The following is a 17,575-nucleotide window of genomic DNA, read 5'->3' on the forward strand; positions in this document are numbered from 1 at the left end:
CATGGCCTACATCATCAACCGCGTGCTGTCCGTGTTGCTGACACTGTTCCTGATTTCGGTGATCACCTTCGCGGTCACCAACATCCTGCCCGGCGACGTGGCGATGATGATCATGGGCACGCAATCGAACCCGGAGGCTCTGGCGGGCCTGCGGGAGAGCCTTGGCCTGAACGATCCGCTGATCGTGCAGTATGGCCGCTGGATCGGCGGGCTTCTGACCGGCGACTGGGGCCATTCCCTCGTCTTCAGGGAGCCGATCGCGCCCCTGATCGCGCAAAAGGTCGTGGCCAGTGGCGTGATCGTGGTGATGTCGATGACCATCGCCCTGCTTTTCGCGATCCCGCTCGGGGTGTGGGCCGCGATCCATCGGGACCGCTGGCAGGACAGCACCGCCAGCACCTCGGCCCTGGTCGGTGTCAGCCTGCCGGATTTCTTCTGGGGGATCATGCTGATCCTGCTTTTCGCCCGTGCCCTGGGCTGGTTCCCGTCCAGCGGCTTCGTTCATCCCGCCGATGATCTGCTTGGGGCCATCCGCCACGCCTTTCTGCCGTCGCTCGCCCTCGGTCTCGGGCTGATGGCGCATCTGACGCGCATGACCCGCTCCACCATGATCGGCATCCTGCAACAGGAATTCATCCGCGTCGCCCGCGCCAAGGGTCTGGCCGAGCGGGAGGTCGTCTGGAGCTATGGGCTGCGCAACGCCATCGGCCCGGTTCTCACGGTGGCGGGGCTGCAGGTAGGCTATCTCTTCGGCTCGATCATCGTGGTGGAGAGCCTCTTCAATTACACCGGTATGGGCTGGCTGACCTATCAGGCGCTTCTGAACCGGGATATTCCGCTGATCCAAAGCTCCGTCTTCGTCATCGCCGCGGTGGTGATGCTGACAAACCTTCTGGTCGATCTGCTCTACGTGGTGATCGACCCGCGGATCCGGTTGAGCTGATGCGCGGTTTCATGACAGGCAAGGGGCTGCTCGGCGGGGGCATCGTGATCACGATGCTGCTGGTGGCGATACTGGCGCCGCTCTTCATCCCCGATACATTCGCCACCAGAATGGACATGCGCGCGCGGCTGTCTGGCCCCTCGCTCGACCATATCTTCGGCACCGACCAACTGGGGCGGGATCTCTTCTACAGGGTTGTGCTCGGGGCGCAAACCTCGGTCATGATCGCCGGCGCCGCGGTGCTGATGAGCGTGGTGATCGGGCTGCCGCTCGGCATCATCTCGGGCTATTACGGCGGGGTGATCGACAATGTGCTGATGCGGCTGGTCGACACGCTGCTGAGCTTTCCGGCCCTGCTTCTGGCGCTGACGATCAGCGCCGTTCTGGGCCCGAACCTGACCAATACGATCATCGCCATCGGGATCGCGTTCACACCGTTTCTGGCCCGTATCATCCGGGGGGAGGCGCTGCGCGTGGCGCAGATGCCCTATGTCGAAGCCGCCCGGGCCGCCGGCACCACGGATCTCAAGATGATCATCCGCCATGTCCTGCCGAACATCATGCCCGCCATCATCGTGCAGGGCACGATCAGCCTTGCCTTCGCCATTCTGGCCGAGGCGGGGCTGTCATTCCTCGGGCTGGGGACGCAACCGCCCGACGCAAGCTGGGGGCTGATGATCCAGGCCAGCCGCGACTATCTCGACGTGGCGCCGTGGACCGCCCTTGTCCCCGGGGCGGCGGTGGCGATCACGGTGTTGGGCCTGAACATGTTCGGCGATGTCCTGCGCGACGTGCTGGACCCGAGGACCCAGACATGACCCCGATCATCAATATCGAGAAGCTGCGCGTCACCTTCGGCAAGGGCGACGAGGAGGTCACCGCGGTCAAGGATGTCAGCTTCTCGATCAATCCCGGTGAAACGGTCTGTATCGTCGGCGAAAGCGGGTCGGGCAAGTCGGTCACCTCTTTGTCGCTGATGCGGCTGGTGGAATTCGGCGGCGGCACCATCGTCGATGGCCGGATGACCCTGACTGGTGAAAACGGCGCCATAGATCTCGCGCAGGCGGATGCCGACACGATGCGGGACATTCGCGGCGACGAAATGGGGATGATCTTTCAGGAGCCGATGACGTCGCTGAACCCGGTCTTCACGATCGAACGGCAGCTGACCGACGGGTTGCGCGTGCATCGCGGGCTGACCGGGCAGGCGGCCACCAAGCGGGCCCTGCAATTGCTGAAAGAGGTGCGCATCCCCGAGCCGGAGCGGCGGCTGAAGCAATATCCGCATGAGTTGTCGGGCGGAATGCGGCAGCGCGTGGTGATCGCGATCGCCATGGCATGCCACCCCCGCCTGCTCATCGCGGACGAACCGACGACCGCGCTGGACGTCACGATACAGGCCGAGATCCTTGCGCTGATCAATCAGCTGAAGCGGGAAACCGGCATGGCGGTGATGTTCATCACCCATGACATGGCGGTCGTGGCCCAGATCGCCGACCGGGTCGTGGTGATGTATCGCGGCGATGTGGTGGAAGAGGGGCCGGTGGAGGAGATATTCGCCAACCCCAAGGCGGAGTACACCAAGGCGCTGCTGGCGGCCGTTCCGCGCCTTGGCGAGATGCGGGGCAAGGCCGCGCCCGAACCCCTTCGGCTTGTGGGCGACACCGTGCCGCCGAAACCCATCACACCGCGTGAGACGCCCGAGCTTCTGCTGGAGGTGCGCAACCTGACCACCTATTTCCCGGTCAAGGGCGGCCCCCTGCGGCGTCACGTGGCCAATGTTCACGCGGTGGAGGATGTGTCCTTCACGCTGAACAAGGGCGAAACGCTGTCGCTGGTGGGTGAATCCGGTTGCGGCAAGTCCAGTTGCGGCCGCTCCATCCTGCGGCTGGTCGAACCGACATCCGGTTCCGCCATTCTGGATCGCAAGGATGTTCTGGCCGCCAGCCATCGCGATCTGCGCATCCTGCGGCGCGACATGCAGATGATCTTTCAGGATCCGTTTGCCTCGCTCAATCCCTATATGCGGCTTTCGGCGCAGGTGGCCGAACCCTTGCGCAACTTCGATCTGGCCCGCGGATCGGAGTTGCAGGACCGGGTTGCGGCCCTGTTCGACCGGGTGGAACTGCCGCGCGCCTATATGCGCCGCTTTCCGCACGAGCTTTCCGGGGGGCAACGCCAGCGGATCGCGATTGCCCGCGCGCTGTCGGTGTCGCCCAAGCTGATCATCGCGGACGAGGCTGTCTCGGCGCTCGATGTGTCGGTGCAGGCGCAGGTGCTGAACCTGATGATGGAACTGCAGGCCGATCTGGGCCTGTCGTTTCTGTTCATCAGTCACGATATGGCCGTGGTGGAACGGGTGAGCCACAATGTTGCGGTGATGTATCTGGGCCGGATTGTCGAGATCGGGCCCCGGGCCGCGGTTTTCGAGAACCCCCAGCACAGCTACACCAAATCCCTGATGCTGGCGGTGCCCATTGCCGATCCGCGCGACCGAAAGCAGATCGGGGATCTGAACTTCAAACCGATCCCGTCGCCGATGCATCCGCTGAGCTACACTCCCGAACCGTCACGTTACGAAACGGTCGGGCCCGGCCATCTGGTGCTGCGGGAGGGCTGAGGTCGACGTGCCATCAGGGGTGCACGACCTCAATTCCCGCCTCGGCCAGCATCTGCCTTGAGACCTGAAAACTATGGTCGAGCGCCCCGTCGTTTTCGGGGATCGGCGGGCTGACCACCCGCGCGATCCCGCACTGGATGATCGCCCGCCCGCAATCGGCACAGGGAAAGCGGTTCACGTAGAGCGTGCAGCCCTGAAGCGGTACGCCGATGCGGGCGGCGTTATAGATCGCGTTCCGCTCCGCATGTTCGCCCCAGAAGAATTTCTCTCCGCTCGCCCGGTCGAACCGCCGCTCATCGGCAGCCGAGACGCCGCGCGGCAGGCCATTGTAGCCCGTCGCGCGCACCTCCTGGCCTTTGGGGCCGACGATGACGCAGCCCACATGGCGGTCCCGGTCCTCGGACCAGGAGGCCACATGGTCGCAAAGACCCATGAAGCGCGCCGTCCAGATCGCATCGGTGCCCATGCGCTCACGCCGCGAAGACATAGGCAGTTTTGACCGTGGTGTAGAATTCGGCGGCAAAGCCGCCCTGTTCCCGAGGCCCGAAGCTGGAGCCTTTCCGCCCGCCGAAGGGCACGTGATAATCTACGCCGGCGGTCGGCAGGTTCACCATCACCATCCCCGCCTGCGCGCGGCGCCGGTACTCCCGTGCCGTCTTGAGGCTGCTGGTGCAGATGCCGGATGACAGGCCGAACTCGGTGTCATTGGCGACCGCGATGGCTTCCTCCAGATCCCCCACCCTGATCACCGATGCGGTGGGTCCGAAGATTTCCTCCCGGTTGATCCGCATGTCGTTGGTGGTGCCGAGAAAGAGCGCCGGCGCCTGGAAGAAGCCGGGCGTCGCCAGTTCCAACCGCTCCCCGCCGATTACTTCGGCGGCTTCCTGCGAGGCCAGATCCACGTATGTCAGGTTGGTGGCCAGTTGCTTCTCATCGACCACCGGACCGATCTGCGTTGCCGCGTCAAGCGGATCGCCGACCTTCAGCGCCGTCATCGCAGCCCGGAGCTTCTCGACGAAGGCGTCGTGTATCCCGGCCTCTACGATCAGCCGGGAAGACGCCGTGCAGCGCTGCCCGGTGGAAAAGAACGCGCCGTTCAGACAGGCGGAGACGGCGGTGTCCATATCGGCGTCATTCATCACCACCATCGGGTTCTTGCCGCCCATCTCAAGTTGAAGCTTCTTGCGCAGCCTGCCGCAGGTTTCCGCCATGCGGCTGCCCACCGCGACCGAGCCGGTAAAGGAAATCGCCGCCACATCCGGGTGGTTGACCAACGCCTCGCCCACGACGGAGCCGCGCCCGTAGACAAGGTTGAACACACCCGGCGGGCAGCCGTTTTCGTTCAGAAGACTGGCGATGATATGGGCGCAGGCCGGGGTCAGGTCGGCGGGTTTCATGACCACGCAATTGCCGAAGGCCAGCGCGGGCGCGGCTTTCCAGGCCGGGATCGCGATGGGGAAGTTCCAGGGCGTGATCAGACCGACGACGCCCATGGGCTCCCGCGTGACCTCGATATCGATATCGGGCCGGACCGACGGATGCAGTTGCCCCCCAAGCCGGAGCGCCTCACCGGCGAAGAACTTGAACACCTGAGAGGCGCGCCCGACCTCGCCGATGGCCTCGGCAAGCGTCTTGCCCTCCTCGCGGGCCAGAATACGCCCGTAGTCCTGGGCATTCGCCCCCAATGCATTGCCCACGGCGGCCAGCAGATCGTGGCGCACCTGCGGCGTTGTCGCGGCCCAACCCGGCGCGGCGCGTTTGGCCGCGGCAACCGCCTGATCCACGGCATCGGTATTTCCATAGGAGAATTCCCCGATCACCTCGTCCGTATTGGCCGGGTTGATATCGGGATGGTAGTTGCCGAAATCGGCCCATTGGCCATCGATCAGGGACATGTGCTTGGGCATTGTTTTTCCGTTGGTTAGGGATGAAGGAGACCGGTTTCGAGATCACGGGCCGCACCGTCCGGCAGCGGCTGCAAAGGGGGCAGGGTGTGGCGCCAGCGCGGATCGCCCGTGCGGCGGCTTACCATGTGTTTGACGGCCGGGATTAGGGTCGGCCCCGCCATCGCCGCGCGTTGACGGGCGATCTCGTCGGCAAGATCGGCGGTGCCATCCCCGTTCTTCGCCCAGACCTGCGCACAAAGCGGGGCGGTGACGTTCACCGTAGCGGAGATACAGCCCGCGAACCTGTCCGACCGGGCATGGGGAAGCACCGTTTCGGAGCTTGGAAAAACCGCCAGATCGCGCTCAAGCGCCACGATCCCGGCACAATAGGCCAGATCGCCGGAGCTGTCCTTGATCCCGGCGAAGCGTTCGGGGGCCCGCATCGCCAGCTCCGCGATCACCGGGATCGGTATGTTCAGCCCCGTCATTTGCGGGAAGTTGTAGAAATAGATCCGGATCGGCCGATCCCCAAGCGCCGCGTGAAGCGCCATGTACCACGCGATCAGCCCGGCCTCGCTTGCGGGCTTGTAGTAGTAGGGCGGCAGCACAAGTGCCACGCCATAGCCCAGATCGTCGGCCGCTTCCGTCAGCGCGACCGTTTCGGCCAGCGCGGGCGTGCCGGTCCCGACCATCAGGCGTTCCGTCGGGCAGGCCTCCGCCGCCCAACCCATCACCGCGCCGCGGGTTGTTGTGTCGAGGGAATTCGCCTCGCCCGTGGAGCCGAGAATGTTCAGCCCGTCGCAGCCATTGGCCAGCGCCCAACGGCAATGCTCCGTGAACAAATCCCGCAAGGGGGCTCCGGCCCCGTCCATCGGTGTCGGTACCGCCGCAATCACGCCTTGCATCAACCTGCCTCTTCCCTGATCTCGCGGGCCGCCGTCAGCGTGGCCAGATTGGGCGCATCGCGGACCGGCTCCATGCCCTTGTGCCAGCCGCCCGGTTCGGTGACCCTGCCGTCTGCATCCAGAAAGACGGCCGTGTTCATCTCGGCATAGGCCTCTTCACCCTCGGGCACCTCGTCATCGTAGCGGATCGCGTCGACCGGGCAGATCGACTCGCACATGCCGCATTCGATGCATTCGGTCGGGTGGATGTAGAACATCCGCTCGCCCTCATAGATGCAATCAACCGGGCAGGAGGTCGTGCAGATCCCGTCCTTCACATCCACGCAGGCGCTGAGGATCACGAGGGCCATGCCTATCTGCCCCGCCAGACCGGCGCGCGCCGGGTGCGGAAGGCGGCCACACCTTCATGGGCGTCTTCCGATCTCAGCGCGTCGGAGAGTTCGGGCGCGCCTGTCTCATAGGCCTGGTGAAGCGGAAGGGCGGCTGTCCGGCGCGCGACTGCCTTGATCGCCCGAAGGCTGAGCGGGGCCGAAGCCAGAAGATCCGCGACCCACCTGTCCACCTCCGCATCCAGTTCGGCGAAGGGCACAACCGCATTCACAAGGCCATATCCCGCCATCTCCGCTGCGGGCACCATACGGCCCGTCATCATCATGCCCATGGCGATGTTGCGCGGGATAAGGCGGGGCAGCATCACCATGCCGCCATCGAGCGGGACCCGTCCCACCTTGGCCTCCGGCAGGGCGAAGCGCGCGGTATCCGCGGCAATCACGATGTCGCAGCCCAGAACCATCTCCAGCCCGCCGCCGAGGGCCAGCCCGTTCACCCGCGCGATCACCGGGGTCGACATCTGCCGCAGGGAGATACCGCGATAACCGTCTGCGCTGAGCCCCTTCCAGTACTCCTCACCCGACAGACCCGTATCGTCCTTCAGATCGGCGCCCGCGGAAAACGCGCGATCCCCGGCGCCGGTCAGAACGGCGCAGCGGATCTCCGAATCCGCTTCGATCTCGTCCCAGATGTCCGCCAGACGGCGATGGGTCACGGCGTCGATGGCATTCATCCGTGCCGGGCGGTCGATCGTCACCCGCGCCACGTGGCCGTCCACGTCAAGAACAACGCTCATTCGGCAGCCTCGGTCCGAAGCCGCGCGGCCAGGTCCTGCATCACCTCCTCGGTATGTTCACCCAGTCGGGGCGGCAGATGACGCACACGCAGCGGCGCGGCGCTCAGATGCACGGGGCTGCCCACAAGCGTGACCTCGCCGAGCACCGGGTGATCGACCGGGCAAAGCATGTCGTTGATCCGGGTCTGCGGGTCGTCGAGCGCCTCGCCAAGCGAGCGGACGGGCGCGCAGAGCAGGTCCACCGCCTCCAGCCGCTCCAGCCAGTAGGCGGAGGTGTTCTGCGCAATCGCGGCGCGGAACGTCTCCTGCAGGAACGGTTTGTTCGCGCGTTGGTCCGAAAGGGTCGGGTATTCCGGCGACAGATCCGAGATCTCAAGCGCGGTACAGATATCCTGCAACGGGTTCGCCTTGAAGGCTCCGACAATCACGATTGCGCCGTCCGTCGTGTCGAACACACCGGTCAGCGGCATCGCGGCCCAGTTCAGCACCTCGCGGTGTTTCGACCATTGCGCGGCCTCCTGCATCTGCATCGCGATCATGCTGTCATAGAGCGAGACACCGACTTTCTGCCCCTTGCCCGTCTTCTCGCGCATCAGAAGAGCGGCCATGATGCCCTGAACCAGATGCATGCCCGCCGAATAGTCGCAAAGCGTGGTAGGATAGATCGATTTCGGGATCGATGGGTCTTGCGTCTTTTCCATCACCCCGGTCATGGCCTGGGCCAGCACATCCTGCCCGCCCTTGTGGGCATAGGGCCCCTCGGGCCCGAAGCCGGTGCCGCTGGCGCAGATGATCCGCGGGTTGATCCGGCTCAGCGCGTCATACCCGAAGCCCAGACGGTTCATGACGCCCGCGCGGAAATTGTCCACCACCACATCGGCCGTTCTGATCAGGTCGAGCGCCGCCTTGCGCCCGTCCTCGGACTTCGTGTCCAGCGTGACCGACCGCTTGTTGCGGTTCAGCGAGGCGAAGACCGCGTTGTTCATCGCCTCCTCGCTTCGCTCGCCATAGAAGGAGCGGCTGAGATCGCCGGCGCCGGGGCGCTCGATCTTGATCACATCCGCGCCGAAATCGCCCAGCATCTGCGTGCAGCAGGGCCCGAGCATCACTTGCGTGAAGTCGATTATTCTGACGCCGCCAAGCGGCATGACTGTCTCTGACATGGGTTCTTGCCTCTGGTTATTCTGCCGCGACCGGATCTTCGATCAGCGCATTGGCCGACGGTATGTCGCCCGGATCGGCGCCTTGCGCGCGCATCTGTTTCTGGATCGCCTTGTAATCCACGTCGCGGAAGGCCTTGTCGCCATCAAGCGCCAGATGCGCGGCGATACCGGCGGCTTCCCCCTGGGCCATGCAGGGCGGGATCTCGCGGCTCATCTTCTGCGCGTCGCTGTCGACGGAGTAATGCCGTCCGGCCACGATCAGATTGTCGATGCCCCTAGGCAACAGTGCGCGGTAGGGCGTGTAGTAATCCCGGCCCCGGCAGACCGTGTCCCTGAAGTAGCGCCGCGATTTCACGTCATCCTTGCTGACCACATACTCGCCCCGCAAAAGACGCGTCTGCCGGATGCCCATCTGTTCGGCGGCCCCCAGCATCTTGGCATTCTCGAAACCGGGCAGGTTTTTGCGGGCGAAATGCAGCAGGTTCATCATCCGCTCGCGGCCTTCATACTCGGCCGCGACCATGTCCTCGACGGAGATGCCGTCATAGCCCGGCATATGCGGGCAGTTGCACCAGACCACGCCCGGCAGGGGCGTCTTCAGCCACCACATGCCCCAGGCCCCGCCGATCGCCCGGCGCGCCTGCCGATCCAGCTTCTTGTATTCCTCGGGCTCGGCGAACTCGAAGGCGATGGCCTTGTCTGTGTCCACATCGCACAGGCGGAAGACAGTCGTCACGATGTATTGCCCGTCAATGTATTCCGCGCCTGCGGCCTTGCCCACGTCCAGATCGCCGGTCGCATCCACCACGTATTTCGCGCGGATGACCTGACGGCCTGACTTGGTCTGGACGATCACGCCGGTGATGCGCCCGCCCTCCATCAGCACGTCGGAGAACCAGCTATGGGTGCGCAGTTTCACCCCCGCCTCCTTCACCATGTCGAGGCTCACGCGCTTCCAGGCGTCCGGATCGAAGGCCACCGCATGGATGATCGGTTGCGGCATCATCGCCTTGTGGAAATCGATGCAGCCCCAGCGGGACCATTTCTGCCACATCTCCCAATTCGTCTGGCAGTCCTCGGTAGGCGGGTAGACCGCACCGTTCTGCCGCTCCATCCGTGCGACGAATTCGTTGACGATGCCGGTGGTGACGATCTCGTTGCCCTCGTTCACCATGTCGTCCAGCACCAGAACCATGCCGCCGGACGCCATGCCGCCCAGATGGTGATAGCGCTCCAGAAGCGTCACCGACGAGCCGTTGCGCGCGGCCGACACCGCCGCTGCATGGCCTGCTGGCCCCGCGCCCACGACGACCACGTCGCAATCGGCGACGACGGGCAGTTCAGCGCCCGCGACGCTCACGAATGTTGTCTGGCGATCTGCCATATCCAGTTCTCCCTCAGGGGTTTGGGGCGCTACCAGCGCACCACGAGTTTTTCGGCGACCGTCACCGACGCGAAGAGCAGCACCGACAGACCTGAGGACAGGAAAACGGTGGCGTAGAGAAGCGGTGAGCGATAGTTGAACGTGCTGTCGATGATGAGAGCGCCAAGACCGACATCGGCGCCGATCCATTCGCTGACGATGGCCCCGATCACGCAGGTCGTGGCGGCGATCTTCAGCGCCGAGAACAGGAAGGGCAGGGACGAAGGCAGGCGGATCTTCCAGAAGACCTCGGATTTCGAGGCCGAGAGTATCCGCGCCAGCTCAAGGGTCTGCGGGTTCACCGATTGCAGGCCGCGCACCATGTTGACCAGTGTTGGAAAGAAACAGATGAGCCCCGCGATCACCACTTTCGCGGTCAGTCCCGGACCGAAGATCAGCACCAGGATCGGCGCGATCGCCAGAATGGGAATGGTGTTGATGAACACCGCGATCGGAAAGAACGCGCGCTCCATGACCCGGCTGTGAACGAAGGTCACCGCGATCAGGATCGCCGCCAGATTGCCGGCCAGAAACCCCACGATGCTGACTGTGAAGGTCGGCCAGAAATTCCGCATCAGAAGCGGCAGTTCCTCAAGGAAGACCGCGCCCACATCGGTGGGTGCCGGGGCGATATAGGTCGGGACGTCGAAGTACCGGACGCCAAACTGCCAGATCAGCAGCAGGACCGCCGCAGTACCCAGGGGAACGGCCGCATTGGTGAGCCGGCGGATCGGGAGAGACGGCGCCCGCGGCTCCGGCGCGGCATCGGCGTCCACCGTTTCGGGCAGGCTTTCGGTCACGGTCATCAGCAATCCTCCAGCGATTTGCGCAGATAGGATGAATAGCGGTTGAATTCCGGTGTCTCGCGCAGCTCCACATTCCGGGGTTCGGGCAGGTCGATCTCCACAACCTCCTTCACCCGGCCCGGATGGGCCCGCAGCATCAGGACCTTCTGCCCCAGAAGCACGGCTTCGGGGATGGAATGGGTGACGAAAAGGCAGGTCACACCGGTTTCCCGCCAGATTTCCAGAAGCTGCATGTTCAGCCGGTCGCGCGTCATCTCGTCCAGCGCGCCGAACGGTTCGTCCATCAGCAGCAGTCTGGGCTGGCAGACCAGTGCCCTGGCGATGGCGACGCGCTGGCGCATGCCGCCCGACAGCTCATGGGGAAGCGCATCTTCGCGTCCCTTGAGCCCCACAAGTTCCAGAAGTTCCCGCGGTGTGCGCTCGCCGCGGGGGATGTCGATCCCGCGCTTGCGGCCCATCTCAAGCGGCAGTTCCACGTTTTTCAGCGCCGAGCGCCATGGCAGGAGGGTCGCGTCCTGAAAGACAAAGGCGAATTCGCGCGCCAGCCGCGCGGCCTCGGTCGATTTGCCCAGGATTTCCACCGTGCCGGCCGCGGGCGGCACCAGATCGGAGACCAGCCGCAGCATCGTGGATTTCCCGCAACCTGACGGGCCCAATATGGTCCAGAACTCGCCCGCGCCGATTTCGAGCGAGATATCGGACAACGCCGTGAAGCTTCCGAACGTCACGCTGGCCCCCGACAGGGAGGCCGCGATGTGGCGGCCTCCCCGCGGGTCTTGCACGATCCCCTCCATCGGGTCAGCCGTGGGTCGGGCGGGTGTCCGCCGTCGCGTCGAGGATTTCGAGAGTCATCACATCGTCCAGCGCGGGGGCGCCGTTCGCGAACTGGTCAAGCTGGTCATAGATGTCGATCTGCGCCTGCCAGTTCTCTTCGGTCATCACGCCCCAGCCGCCCGCAGCCGTCTGCGCATTGAAGGAGAAATCCAGCACCAGCGGCGCGGCCAGCATTTCGCTGTCGCGATCGAGGTTCGGATAGCGGGCCACCAACGCCTCCACCGCGGCCTCCGGATCGTCATGCGCTGCACCCCACCCGCGGGAGATCGCGCGAATGGCCGCCTGCATCTTGTCGCCATGCTCGGCCAGCATGTCGTCGGTGGTGTAATAGGGGTTCGCGTACAGCTGGATGCCGCCATCCCAAAGCGCAAGATCGACCCGCTGATCGCCGAGGATCGACAGCGCGTTCACATTCGTGGTCCAGCCGGTGACGACATCGACCTGCCCGGTCATCAGGGCGTTCATATCGGCGCCCATGACGGAGACTTCCACATCTTCCTCCGCAATCCCGTTATGGGCCAGAAGCGCGCGGAGCAGGATGCGCGCGGTACCTTGCGTGGCCACGGTCTTGCCAATCAGGTCCTGCGGTGTCCGCACCGGGTTTCCGGCAAGGGAGAAATAGGTGAACGGGTGGCGCTGGTATCCGGCCGCGATGCATTTGACCGGCAGCCCGGCGGAGCGCGCCAGCATCAGCGAGGGCGAGGACGAGATCGAGCCGAAGTTGTTCACGCCCGATGCGACAGAGGGCACCCCGTCGATATTCGGTCCGCCGGGAATGATCTCCAGCGCCAGGCCTTCCTCCTCGAAATAGCCCAGATGATCGGCCATGACCTCGCCCATGATGCCGTTGGAGGCGAGCCAGCCCAGTTGCATCCGGATGGTATAGGCATGCCCGCCGGCACCGGCGGGCAGCACCGACATCATGGTGCCGCTGGCGGCAAGGCCCGCCGCGGCGCCGGTGGTTTGCAGGAATGAGCGGCGGTTGATTGGGTGAGACATGATCAGGAGCTCCCGTGGGTTGCAGAGTTTTTTCGTTGGTTTGGGAAACTCTAGACATAGGCGAAGCGCTGCATATAGGTTCAATTTGCGCGAATGGTGATGCATTTTATGCATCGTATCCCGTAACCGTTCACCGAAGGGCAGGGCGATGCACGACAGGTTTCTGAATTACTTCGACGAAACGGCCCGCCAGGGCTCCATCCGAAAAGCGGCCGCGGTGCTCAACATGTCGTCGTCTTCGCTCAACCGGAAAATCATCAGCACGGAAAACAAGCTCGGGATACGTCTGTTCGACCGCCACGCCGACGGGGTGGCGCTGACCGAAGCGGGGGTCGTGGTGCTGGAACACTGCCGCAACACGCTGTTCGACTATCAGAGAATCATCAACATGGTCGAAGACATCCGCGATATGCGCACCGGCCATATCAACATCGCGACGCTCGATTCCGTCGCGCTCAGCGTGCTGCCCGAGGTGCTGGACACATTCCGGGCCTCCTACCCGGAGGTGGGCTATACGATCCAGACGGCCGAGCCCCATGACGTCATGCAGGCCGTGGCCGATGGAACGGCGGATATCGGTCTGTCATTCAGCAACGATCTGCATCCCGATGTCCGTTGCCAGGCCGAGAAATCCACGCCCATCGGTGCGATCATGGCCCACGATCACCCCCTGGCGGAGCGCGATCTTCTGGAATTCGACGATCTGGTCCCTTATCCGATGATCCGCTCATACGATTCCCAGTCCCACCGCTCCTTCGTGAATGAGGCGGTCGGGGGCATGGGCGCGCAGATCTCCACGCAATTGTCCACCAACTCGCTTCCGCTGGCCAAGGCGATGATCCTGAAGGGCGGCGGTGTCGGCATCTATTCCAAGATCGGCTTCGTCGACGAGATCGAGGACGGACACCTGCGCTATGTGGGGATAAACTCACCCTTGCTGAGGGAGCTTCGGATGGGGCTGCTGATCTCGGCGCGGACGGGGCTCTTGCCGGTTCAGCATCTGCTGGCGCGTGCGCTGTCCAAATCCCTCCGCTCTCTTCGCCTCGACAGCTGAAGGCTCATGGGGCGGCGGTTGTACGGTGGTTGCGCGGTCAATGCCAGTTCTACCCCTCGCCGTTCGAACCTGCGGGAACGCCCACGCAGGGCCCGGATCACAGACCCTCGGCCTTGGCCCGGTCCCAGAGTGCGTCCATTTCGGCCAGATCGCTGTCCTCCGGGCGTCTGTCCGATCCGGCCAATTGCGCCTCGATATAGGCGAAGCGGCGGGTGAATTTGCGATTGGCGGACCGCAGGGCTTCTTCGGGGTCCACCTGGAGATGGCGGGCAAGATTGGCCATCACGAACAGAAGATCGCCCATTTCCTCGGCCACCTTTTCCGCGCTCAGATGGGTGCGTGCCTCGGCCAGTTCGCGGGCCTCCTCGGTGATCTTGGCAAGAACGTCGTCGACGCCGGGCCAGTCGAACCCGACACGGGCCGCGCGTTTTTGCAGTTTTTCGGCCCGCATCAGCGCAGGCAGGTTCAGCGCCACATCGTCCAGCACCCCGCCGCGGGCGCGTTCGGCCCGCTCCGCGGCCTTGATCGTTTCCCAATCGCGGGTCTGATCTGCGGCCGATTTCTCGCGGTTTTCGTCACCGAAGACATGGGGATGGCGCGCCACCATCTTGTCAGAGATTGCATCGGTGATGGAGGGGAAGTCGAAAAGCCCGCGTTCGGCGCCGATCTCGGCATGATAGACGACCTGGAGCAGCAGATCGCCCAGTTCGCCCTTCAATTCGTCCCAGGCTTCCCGTTCGATGGCGTCGGCGACCTCATAGGCCTCTTCGATCGTGTAGGGGGCGATGGTCGAAAAGGTCTGTTCGATATCCCACGGGCAGCCTGTATCGGGGTCCCGAAGGCGGCGCATGATCGCCAGCAGGCGCGGCATGCCGCCATCGGGGTCGTGGATCAGGGTGTCGCTGTCATCGCGCATTGCGGCCTCGCGGGTTTTGCGACACTGTTTCCGGGTTGCACGCGGGCATCAAGGGGGGAAGTTCATGGCCGTCATCAACCGCATCGCGGGCTTTGCCGACGAAATGACCGCCTGGCGGCGGTATCTGCACCAGAACCCGGAATTGCAGTTCGATTGCCACCAGACGGCGGCTTTCGTGGCGGAGCGGCTGCGCGAATTCGGGATCTCGGAAATCCATGAAGGCATCGCCAGCAGCGGGCTGGTGGCGATTATCGAAGGGCAGGGGACCGGCCCGACCATCGGACTGCGTGCCGATATGGATGCGCTTCCCATCGTGGAGGCCACGGGCCTTGCCCATGCCTCGGTCAACGCGGGCAAGATGCATGCCTGCGGCCATGACGGGCACACGGCGATGTTGCTGGGGGCCGCGAAATACCTGGCCGAGACGCGCAATTTCGCGGGCCGTGTCGCGCTGATCTTTCAGCCTGCGGAGGAGGGCGGTGGCGGCGCCAGGGTGATGTGCGACGAAGGCATCATGGAGCGTTTCGATATCGATCAGGTCTATGCGCTGCACAACGCGCCGGGTCTGCCCGAGGGCAGGATGGTCACCACGCCCGGCCCGATCATGGCGGCGGTGGATACGTTCGAGATTGTCATAACCGGTCAGGGCGGCCATGGGGCCATGCCCCATGAAACCAAGGACCCGGTCGTGGCGGCGGTGGGGATCGTCTCCGCGATCCAGACGATCGTGTCGCGCAATCATTATGCCACCGAGGATCTGGTGGTTTCGGTGACCCAGATCCACACCGGAACTGCCGAAAACATCGTTCCGGCGGAGGCCTATATCTGTGGCACGGTCCGTACCTTCAACCCGGATGTGCAGGCCATGGTGATGCGCCGGATGGAGCAGATCGTGGCGGGGCAGGCGGCGGCCTATGACGTCTCCGCGCGGCTTGATTACCAGATCGGTTACCCCGCCACGGTCAATGACGCGGGCGCGGCGGAGTTCGCGGCGCTTGTGGCGGCCCTTGTCGTGGGTGAGGACAATGTGGATGCCGCGGCCGGTCGCGAGATGGGGGCGGAGGATTTCGCCTATATGCTGCAAGAACGTCCCGGGGCCTATCTGTTCCTGGGACAGGGGGAGAGTGCCGGGCTGCATCACCCGGAGTACGAGTTCAACGATGAGATCGCACCGATCGGGGCCAGCTTCTTCGCCCGTCTTGTGGAAACGGCGCACCCGGCGGAATGATCGCGTCTTTCGCGCCGCGTTGCGCTGACCCGGCACGGGCGAGATACCTGCGCCCCCGGGCGATGCCTAGTGTTTCTCCGCGCGCAGGTAACGGCGCATGCCATAGAGCAGGGGGCTGCCTTCTGGCGCGGTGACGACCTTGTTCACCGCCCCGATGCAGATGTGGTGGGTGCCGTGCTTCTCCGCCGATATCAGCGTGCAGTCGAAGCTGACCAGGGCTTCCACCAGGCGGGGCGCGCCCGATGGCATGGCGGCAACCTCCACGCAGTTGAACTTGTCCCCGCCGGGTGCGGGCAGGCGGCTGGAGAAGATATCCGATACGTCATTCTGGTCGATCCGCAGCACGTTGATGCAGAAACATCCGTTTTCCAGGATCGGCGGCAGCGCGCTGGAGGATGCATTCACGCAGGCCAGCATGGTCGGCTGGTCCCCGTCTGCCGAGATCGACGTCATCGCGGACACGGTGACGCCGGCCCGGCCCGCAGGCCCGTCGGTGGTGACGACGCTGACCGAAGCGGCGGCGCGGCTCATCCCTTCGACGAAACTGTCGCGCAATGTGTCTGGATCGCTCATCTGGCCCTCCCGCCAAGGTTCGGGCTTCTGCATGCCCCGGCTGACACATAGGTGCAAGCCGCCGGATATCATTATTGCGGCTTGTATTTTTGACGCGCGGCTTGCCAGATGGCGTGAAGCTGAGGAGGTGATATGGCACTGGAAGACGCAAAACAGCAGGTGGATCAGGCGATCACGCGGCCGGATCTGAAAGGGCTGAGCTTCGAGAACGCCTTTGGCGGCGTCTCCAGTTTCATGCGCCGCCGCTATACCAAGGATCTGACCGGCGTCGATGTGGCGATCACCGGCATCCCCTTCGATCAGGCGGTGACGAACCGGCCCGGCACCCGGCTCGGCCCGCGCGCCATCCGGGAGGCGTCGAGCCTGCAGGTTTTCGACCCGCCGTATGGGTGGGACGGCTATTCGCCGCTGGAGGCGCTGGCCATCACCGATTACGGCGATATGGCTTTCGATTATGCCCACACGCCCGGGTTTCCGGATCTGGTGAAGGCCCATATCGCCGCCATTCTGGAAGCGGGAGCCGCGGCGATCACCCTTGGCGGCGACCATTCGATCACCTTGCCGATCCTGCGCGCCCATGCGGACAGATACGGCCCCCTGGCCCTGGTGCAGGTCGATGCCCACACCGATACCTGGCCCGATGACGATCCGGCCCGGATCGACCACGGCACGTTTTGCTACACGGCGGTTCGGGAGGGGCTGATCGATGTCGCCCGGTCCGTTCATGTGGGTATCCGGACGGTGGTGGAGGACAATCTGGGCATCGAGATCATCGACGCGCGGCAGGTCCATGAGCGTGGACCGGCCGCCGCGGCGGCGCGGGTGAAGGCGGTTGTGGGCGATGCACCGGTTTATCTGAGCTTCGACATCGACGGGATCGACCCGGCCTTCGCGCCCGGCACTGGAACGCCCGTCTGGGGCGGGCTTTCGTCGGGGCAGGCGGCGATCTTCCTGCGCGACCTTGCGGGCATCGATCTGGTGGGCGGCGATGTGGTGGAGGTCTCCCCGCCCTTCGATACCGGCGGGATCACCGCGGTTGCGGCGGCTCATGTGGCGATGGAGCTTCTGTGTCTTTGGGGTTGGCCCCGGCGGTGAGTGC

18 protein-coding genes are annotated in these 17,575 nt (G+C 64.4%); 6 read left to right on the forward strand and 12 right to left on the reverse strand.

What is annotated here, in order from left to right; all coding sequences use genetic code 11:
- The first annotated feature begins 1 nt into the window (after nt 1).
- Genes ACQ651_RS05685 through ACQ651_RS05695 form a run of 3 tightly spaced genes read left to right on the forward strand, consistent with a single transcriptional unit; the run spans nt 2 to nt 3,563 of the window.
- The gene (locus tag ACQ651_RS05685; protein WP_227287488.1) at nt 2-943 is read left to right on the forward strand and encodes an ABC transporter permease; all 942 of its coding nucleotides are present in this window, start codon (nt 2-4) and stop codon (nt 941-943) included.
- On the forward strand, nt 943-1,761 hold the full coding sequence (locus tag ACQ651_RS05690) for an ABC transporter permease (protein ID WP_227287487.1): 819 nt from the start codon (nt 943-945) through the stop codon (nt 1,759-1,761). Before ACQ651_RS05685 ends, ACQ651_RS05690 begins: the two co-directional genes overlap by 1 nt.
- Nucleotides 1,758-3,563 (forward strand): ABC transporter ATP-binding protein, encoded by a 1,806-nt coding sequence (locus tag ACQ651_RS05695; RefSeq protein ID WP_430448700.1) that lies wholly within the window; start codon nt 1,758-1,760, stop codon nt 3,561-3,563. The genes ACQ651_RS05690 and ACQ651_RS05695 overlap by 4 nt, the downstream gene beginning before the upstream one ends.
- 13 nt (nt 3,564-3,576) lie before the next feature.
- Here ACQ651_RS05695 and ACQ651_RS05700 read toward each other — a convergent pair whose 3' ends face one another.
- Genes ACQ651_RS05700 through ACQ651_RS05745 form a run of 10 tightly spaced genes read right to left on the reverse strand, consistent with a single transcriptional unit; the run spans nt 3,577 to nt 12,705 of the window.
- Nucleotides 3,577-4,029, reverse strand: coding sequence for a deoxycytidylate deaminase (locus ACQ651_RS05700; protein WP_227287485.1), 453 nt, complete (start codon nt 4,027-4,029; stop codon nt 3,577-3,579).
- Nucleotides 4,030-4,033: 4 nt separating this feature from the next.
- Nucleotides 4,034-5,470: an aldehyde dehydrogenase family protein gene (locus ACQ651_RS05705; RefSeq protein WP_430448701.1), complete on the reverse strand. Its 1,437-nt coding sequence runs from the start codon at nt 5,468-5,470 to the stop codon at nt 4,034-4,036.
- 14 nt (nt 5,471-5,484) lie between these two features.
- Nucleotides 5,485-6,354, reverse strand: a complete 870-nt coding sequence (locus tag ACQ651_RS05710; RefSeq protein WP_430448702.1) for a dihydrodipicolinate synthase family protein — start codon at nt 6,352-6,354, stop codon at nt 5,485-5,487.
- Nucleotides 6,354-6,704, reverse strand: coding sequence for an indolepyruvate ferredoxin oxidoreductase subunit alpha (locus tag ACQ651_RS05715; protein ID WP_227287482.1), 351 nt, complete (start codon nt 6,702-6,704; stop codon nt 6,354-6,356). Before ACQ651_RS05715 ends, ACQ651_RS05710 begins: the two co-directional genes overlap by 1 nt.
- Before the next feature lie 2 nt (nt 6,705-6,706).
- Complete coding sequence (locus ACQ651_RS05720; protein WP_430448703.1) at nt 6,707-7,480, reverse strand: enoyl-CoA hydratase-related protein; 774 nt, start codon at nt 7,478-7,480, stop codon at nt 6,707-6,709.
- Nucleotides 7,477-8,643 (reverse strand): CaiB/BaiF CoA transferase family protein, encoded by a 1,167-nt coding sequence (locus tag ACQ651_RS05725; protein ID WP_430448704.1) that lies wholly within the window; start codon nt 8,641-8,643, stop codon nt 7,477-7,479. The genes ACQ651_RS05720 and ACQ651_RS05725 overlap by 4 nt, the downstream gene beginning before the upstream one ends.
- Before the next feature lie 16 nt (nt 8,644-8,659).
- Nucleotides 8,660-10,027, reverse strand: a complete 1,368-nt coding sequence (locus ACQ651_RS05730) for an FAD-dependent oxidoreductase (protein ID WP_430448705.1) — start codon at nt 10,025-10,027, stop codon at nt 8,660-8,662.
- 29 nt (nt 10,028-10,056) lie between these two features.
- Nucleotides 10,057-10,872 (reverse strand): ABC transporter permease, encoded by an 816-nt coding sequence (locus ACQ651_RS05735; protein WP_430448706.1) that lies wholly within the window; start codon nt 10,870-10,872, stop codon nt 10,057-10,059.
- A complete protein-coding gene (locus tag ACQ651_RS05740) occupies nt 10,872-11,654 on the reverse strand; it encodes an ABC transporter ATP-binding protein (protein ID WP_430448707.1) in 783 nt (260 codons plus the stop codon). Before ACQ651_RS05740 ends, ACQ651_RS05735 begins: the two co-directional genes overlap by 1 nt.
- A gap of 16 nt (nt 11,655-11,670) precedes the next feature.
- Nucleotides 11,671-12,705, reverse strand: coding sequence for an ABC transporter substrate-binding protein (locus ACQ651_RS05745; protein ID WP_430448708.1), 1,035 nt, complete (start codon nt 12,703-12,705; stop codon nt 11,671-11,673).
- 148 nt (nt 12,706-12,853) lie between these two features.
- On the opposite strand from ACQ651_RS05745, the gene ACQ651_RS05750 reads away from it, so the two are divergent.
- Nucleotides 12,854-13,759 carry a LysR family transcriptional regulator gene (locus tag ACQ651_RS05750; protein ID WP_227287475.1) on the forward strand — a complete coding sequence of 302 codons (906 nt, stop codon included), beginning with the start codon at nt 12,854-12,856 and terminating at the stop codon, nt 13,757-13,759.
- Nucleotides 13,760-13,856: 97 nt separating this feature from the next.
- Here ACQ651_RS05750 and mazG read toward each other — a convergent pair whose 3' ends face one another.
- Complete coding sequence (gene mazG / locus ACQ651_RS05755) at nt 13,857-14,675, reverse strand: nucleoside triphosphate pyrophosphohydrolase (RefSeq protein ID WP_430448709.1); 819 nt, start codon at nt 14,673-14,675, stop codon at nt 13,857-13,859.
- 64 nt (nt 14,676-14,739) lie between these two features.
- Between mazG and ACQ651_RS05760 the strand changes: the two genes are divergently transcribed.
- Nucleotides 14,740-15,903, forward strand: a complete 1,164-nt coding sequence (locus tag ACQ651_RS05760) for a M20 aminoacylase family protein (protein WP_430448710.1) — start codon at nt 14,740-14,742, stop codon at nt 15,901-15,903.
- 66 nt (nt 15,904-15,969) lie between these two features.
- Here ACQ651_RS05760 and ACQ651_RS05765 read toward each other — a convergent pair whose 3' ends face one another.
- Complete coding sequence (locus tag ACQ651_RS05765) at nt 15,970-16,476, reverse strand: flavin reductase family protein (protein ID WP_227287472.1); 507 nt, start codon at nt 16,474-16,476, stop codon at nt 15,970-15,972.
- Nucleotides 16,477-16,608: 132 nt separating this feature from the next.
- Between ACQ651_RS05765 and speB the strand changes: the two genes are divergently transcribed.
- Nucleotides 16,609-17,571, forward strand: a complete 963-nt coding sequence (gene speB, locus ACQ651_RS05770) for an agmatinase (protein WP_375552320.1) — start codon at nt 16,609-16,611, stop codon at nt 17,569-17,571.
- Nucleotides 17,572-17,575 lie beyond the last annotated feature (4 nt).

Source organism: Rhodophyticola sp. (genome assembly GCF_965284195.1).
Lineage (GTDB): Bacteria > Pseudomonadota > Alphaproteobacteria > Rhodobacterales > Rhodobacteraceae > Rhodophyticola.

Coding starts and splice junctions, on each gene's coding strand:
- ACQ651_RS05720 (WP_430448703.1), bottom strand. CDS start 7,480: ATGAGCGTTGTTCTTGACGTGGACGGCCACGTGGCGCGGGTGACGATC.
- ACQ651_RS05715 (WP_227287482.1), bottom strand. CDS start 6,704: ATGGCCCTCGTGATCCTCAGCGCCTGCGTGGATGTGAAGGACGGGATC.
- ACQ651_RS05735 (WP_430448706.1), bottom strand. CDS start 10,872: ATGACCGTGACCGAAAGCCTGCCCGAAACGGTGGACGCCGATGCCGCG.
- ACQ651_RS05725 (WP_430448704.1), bottom strand. CDS start 8,643: ATGTCAGAGACAGTCATGCCGCTTGGCGGCGTCAGAATAATCGACTTC.
- speB (WP_375552320.1), top strand. CDS start 16,609: ATGGCACTGGAAGACGCAAAACAGCAGGTGGATCAGGCGATCACGCGG.
- ACQ651_RS05690 (WP_227287487.1), top strand. CDS start 943: ATGCGCGGTTTCATGACAGGCAAGGGGCTGCTCGGCGGGGGCATCGTG.
- ACQ651_RS05710 (WP_430448702.1), bottom strand. CDS start 6,354: ATGCAAGGCGTGATTGCGGCGGTACCGACACCGATGGACGGGGCCGGA.
- ACQ651_RS05750 (WP_227287475.1), top strand. CDS start 12,854: ATGCACGACAGGTTTCTGAATTACTTCGACGAAACGGCCCGCCAGGGC.
- ACQ651_RS05730 (WP_430448705.1), bottom strand. CDS start 10,027: ATGGCAGATCGCCAGACAACATTCGTGAGCGTCGCGGGCGCTGAACTG.
- ACQ651_RS05695 (WP_430448700.1), top strand. CDS start 1,758: ATGACCCCGATCATCAATATCGAGAAGCTGCGCGTCACCTTCGGCAAG.
- ACQ651_RS05760 (WP_430448710.1), top strand. CDS start 14,740: ATGGCCGTCATCAACCGCATCGCGGGCTTTGCCGACGAAATGACCGCC.
- ACQ651_RS05765 (WP_227287472.1), bottom strand. CDS start 16,476: ATGAGCGATCCAGACACATTGCGCGACAGTTTCGTCGAAGGGATGAGC.
- ACQ651_RS05705 (WP_430448701.1), bottom strand. CDS start 5,470: ATGCCCAAGCACATGTCCCTGATCGATGGCCAATGGGCCGATTTCGGC.
- ACQ651_RS05700 (WP_227287485.1), bottom strand. CDS start 4,029: ATGGGCACCGATGCGATCTGGACGGCGCGCTTCATGGGTCTTTGCGAC.
- ACQ651_RS05685 (WP_227287488.1), top strand. CDS start 2: ATGGCCTACATCATCAACCGCGTGCTGTCCGTGTTGCTGACACTGTTC.
- mazG (WP_430448709.1), bottom strand. CDS start 14,675: ATGCGCGATGACAGCGACACCCTGATCCACGACCCCGATGGCGGCATG.
- ACQ651_RS05745 (WP_430448708.1), bottom strand. CDS start 12,705: ATGTCTCACCCAATCAACCGCCGCTCATTCCTGCAAACCACCGGCGCC.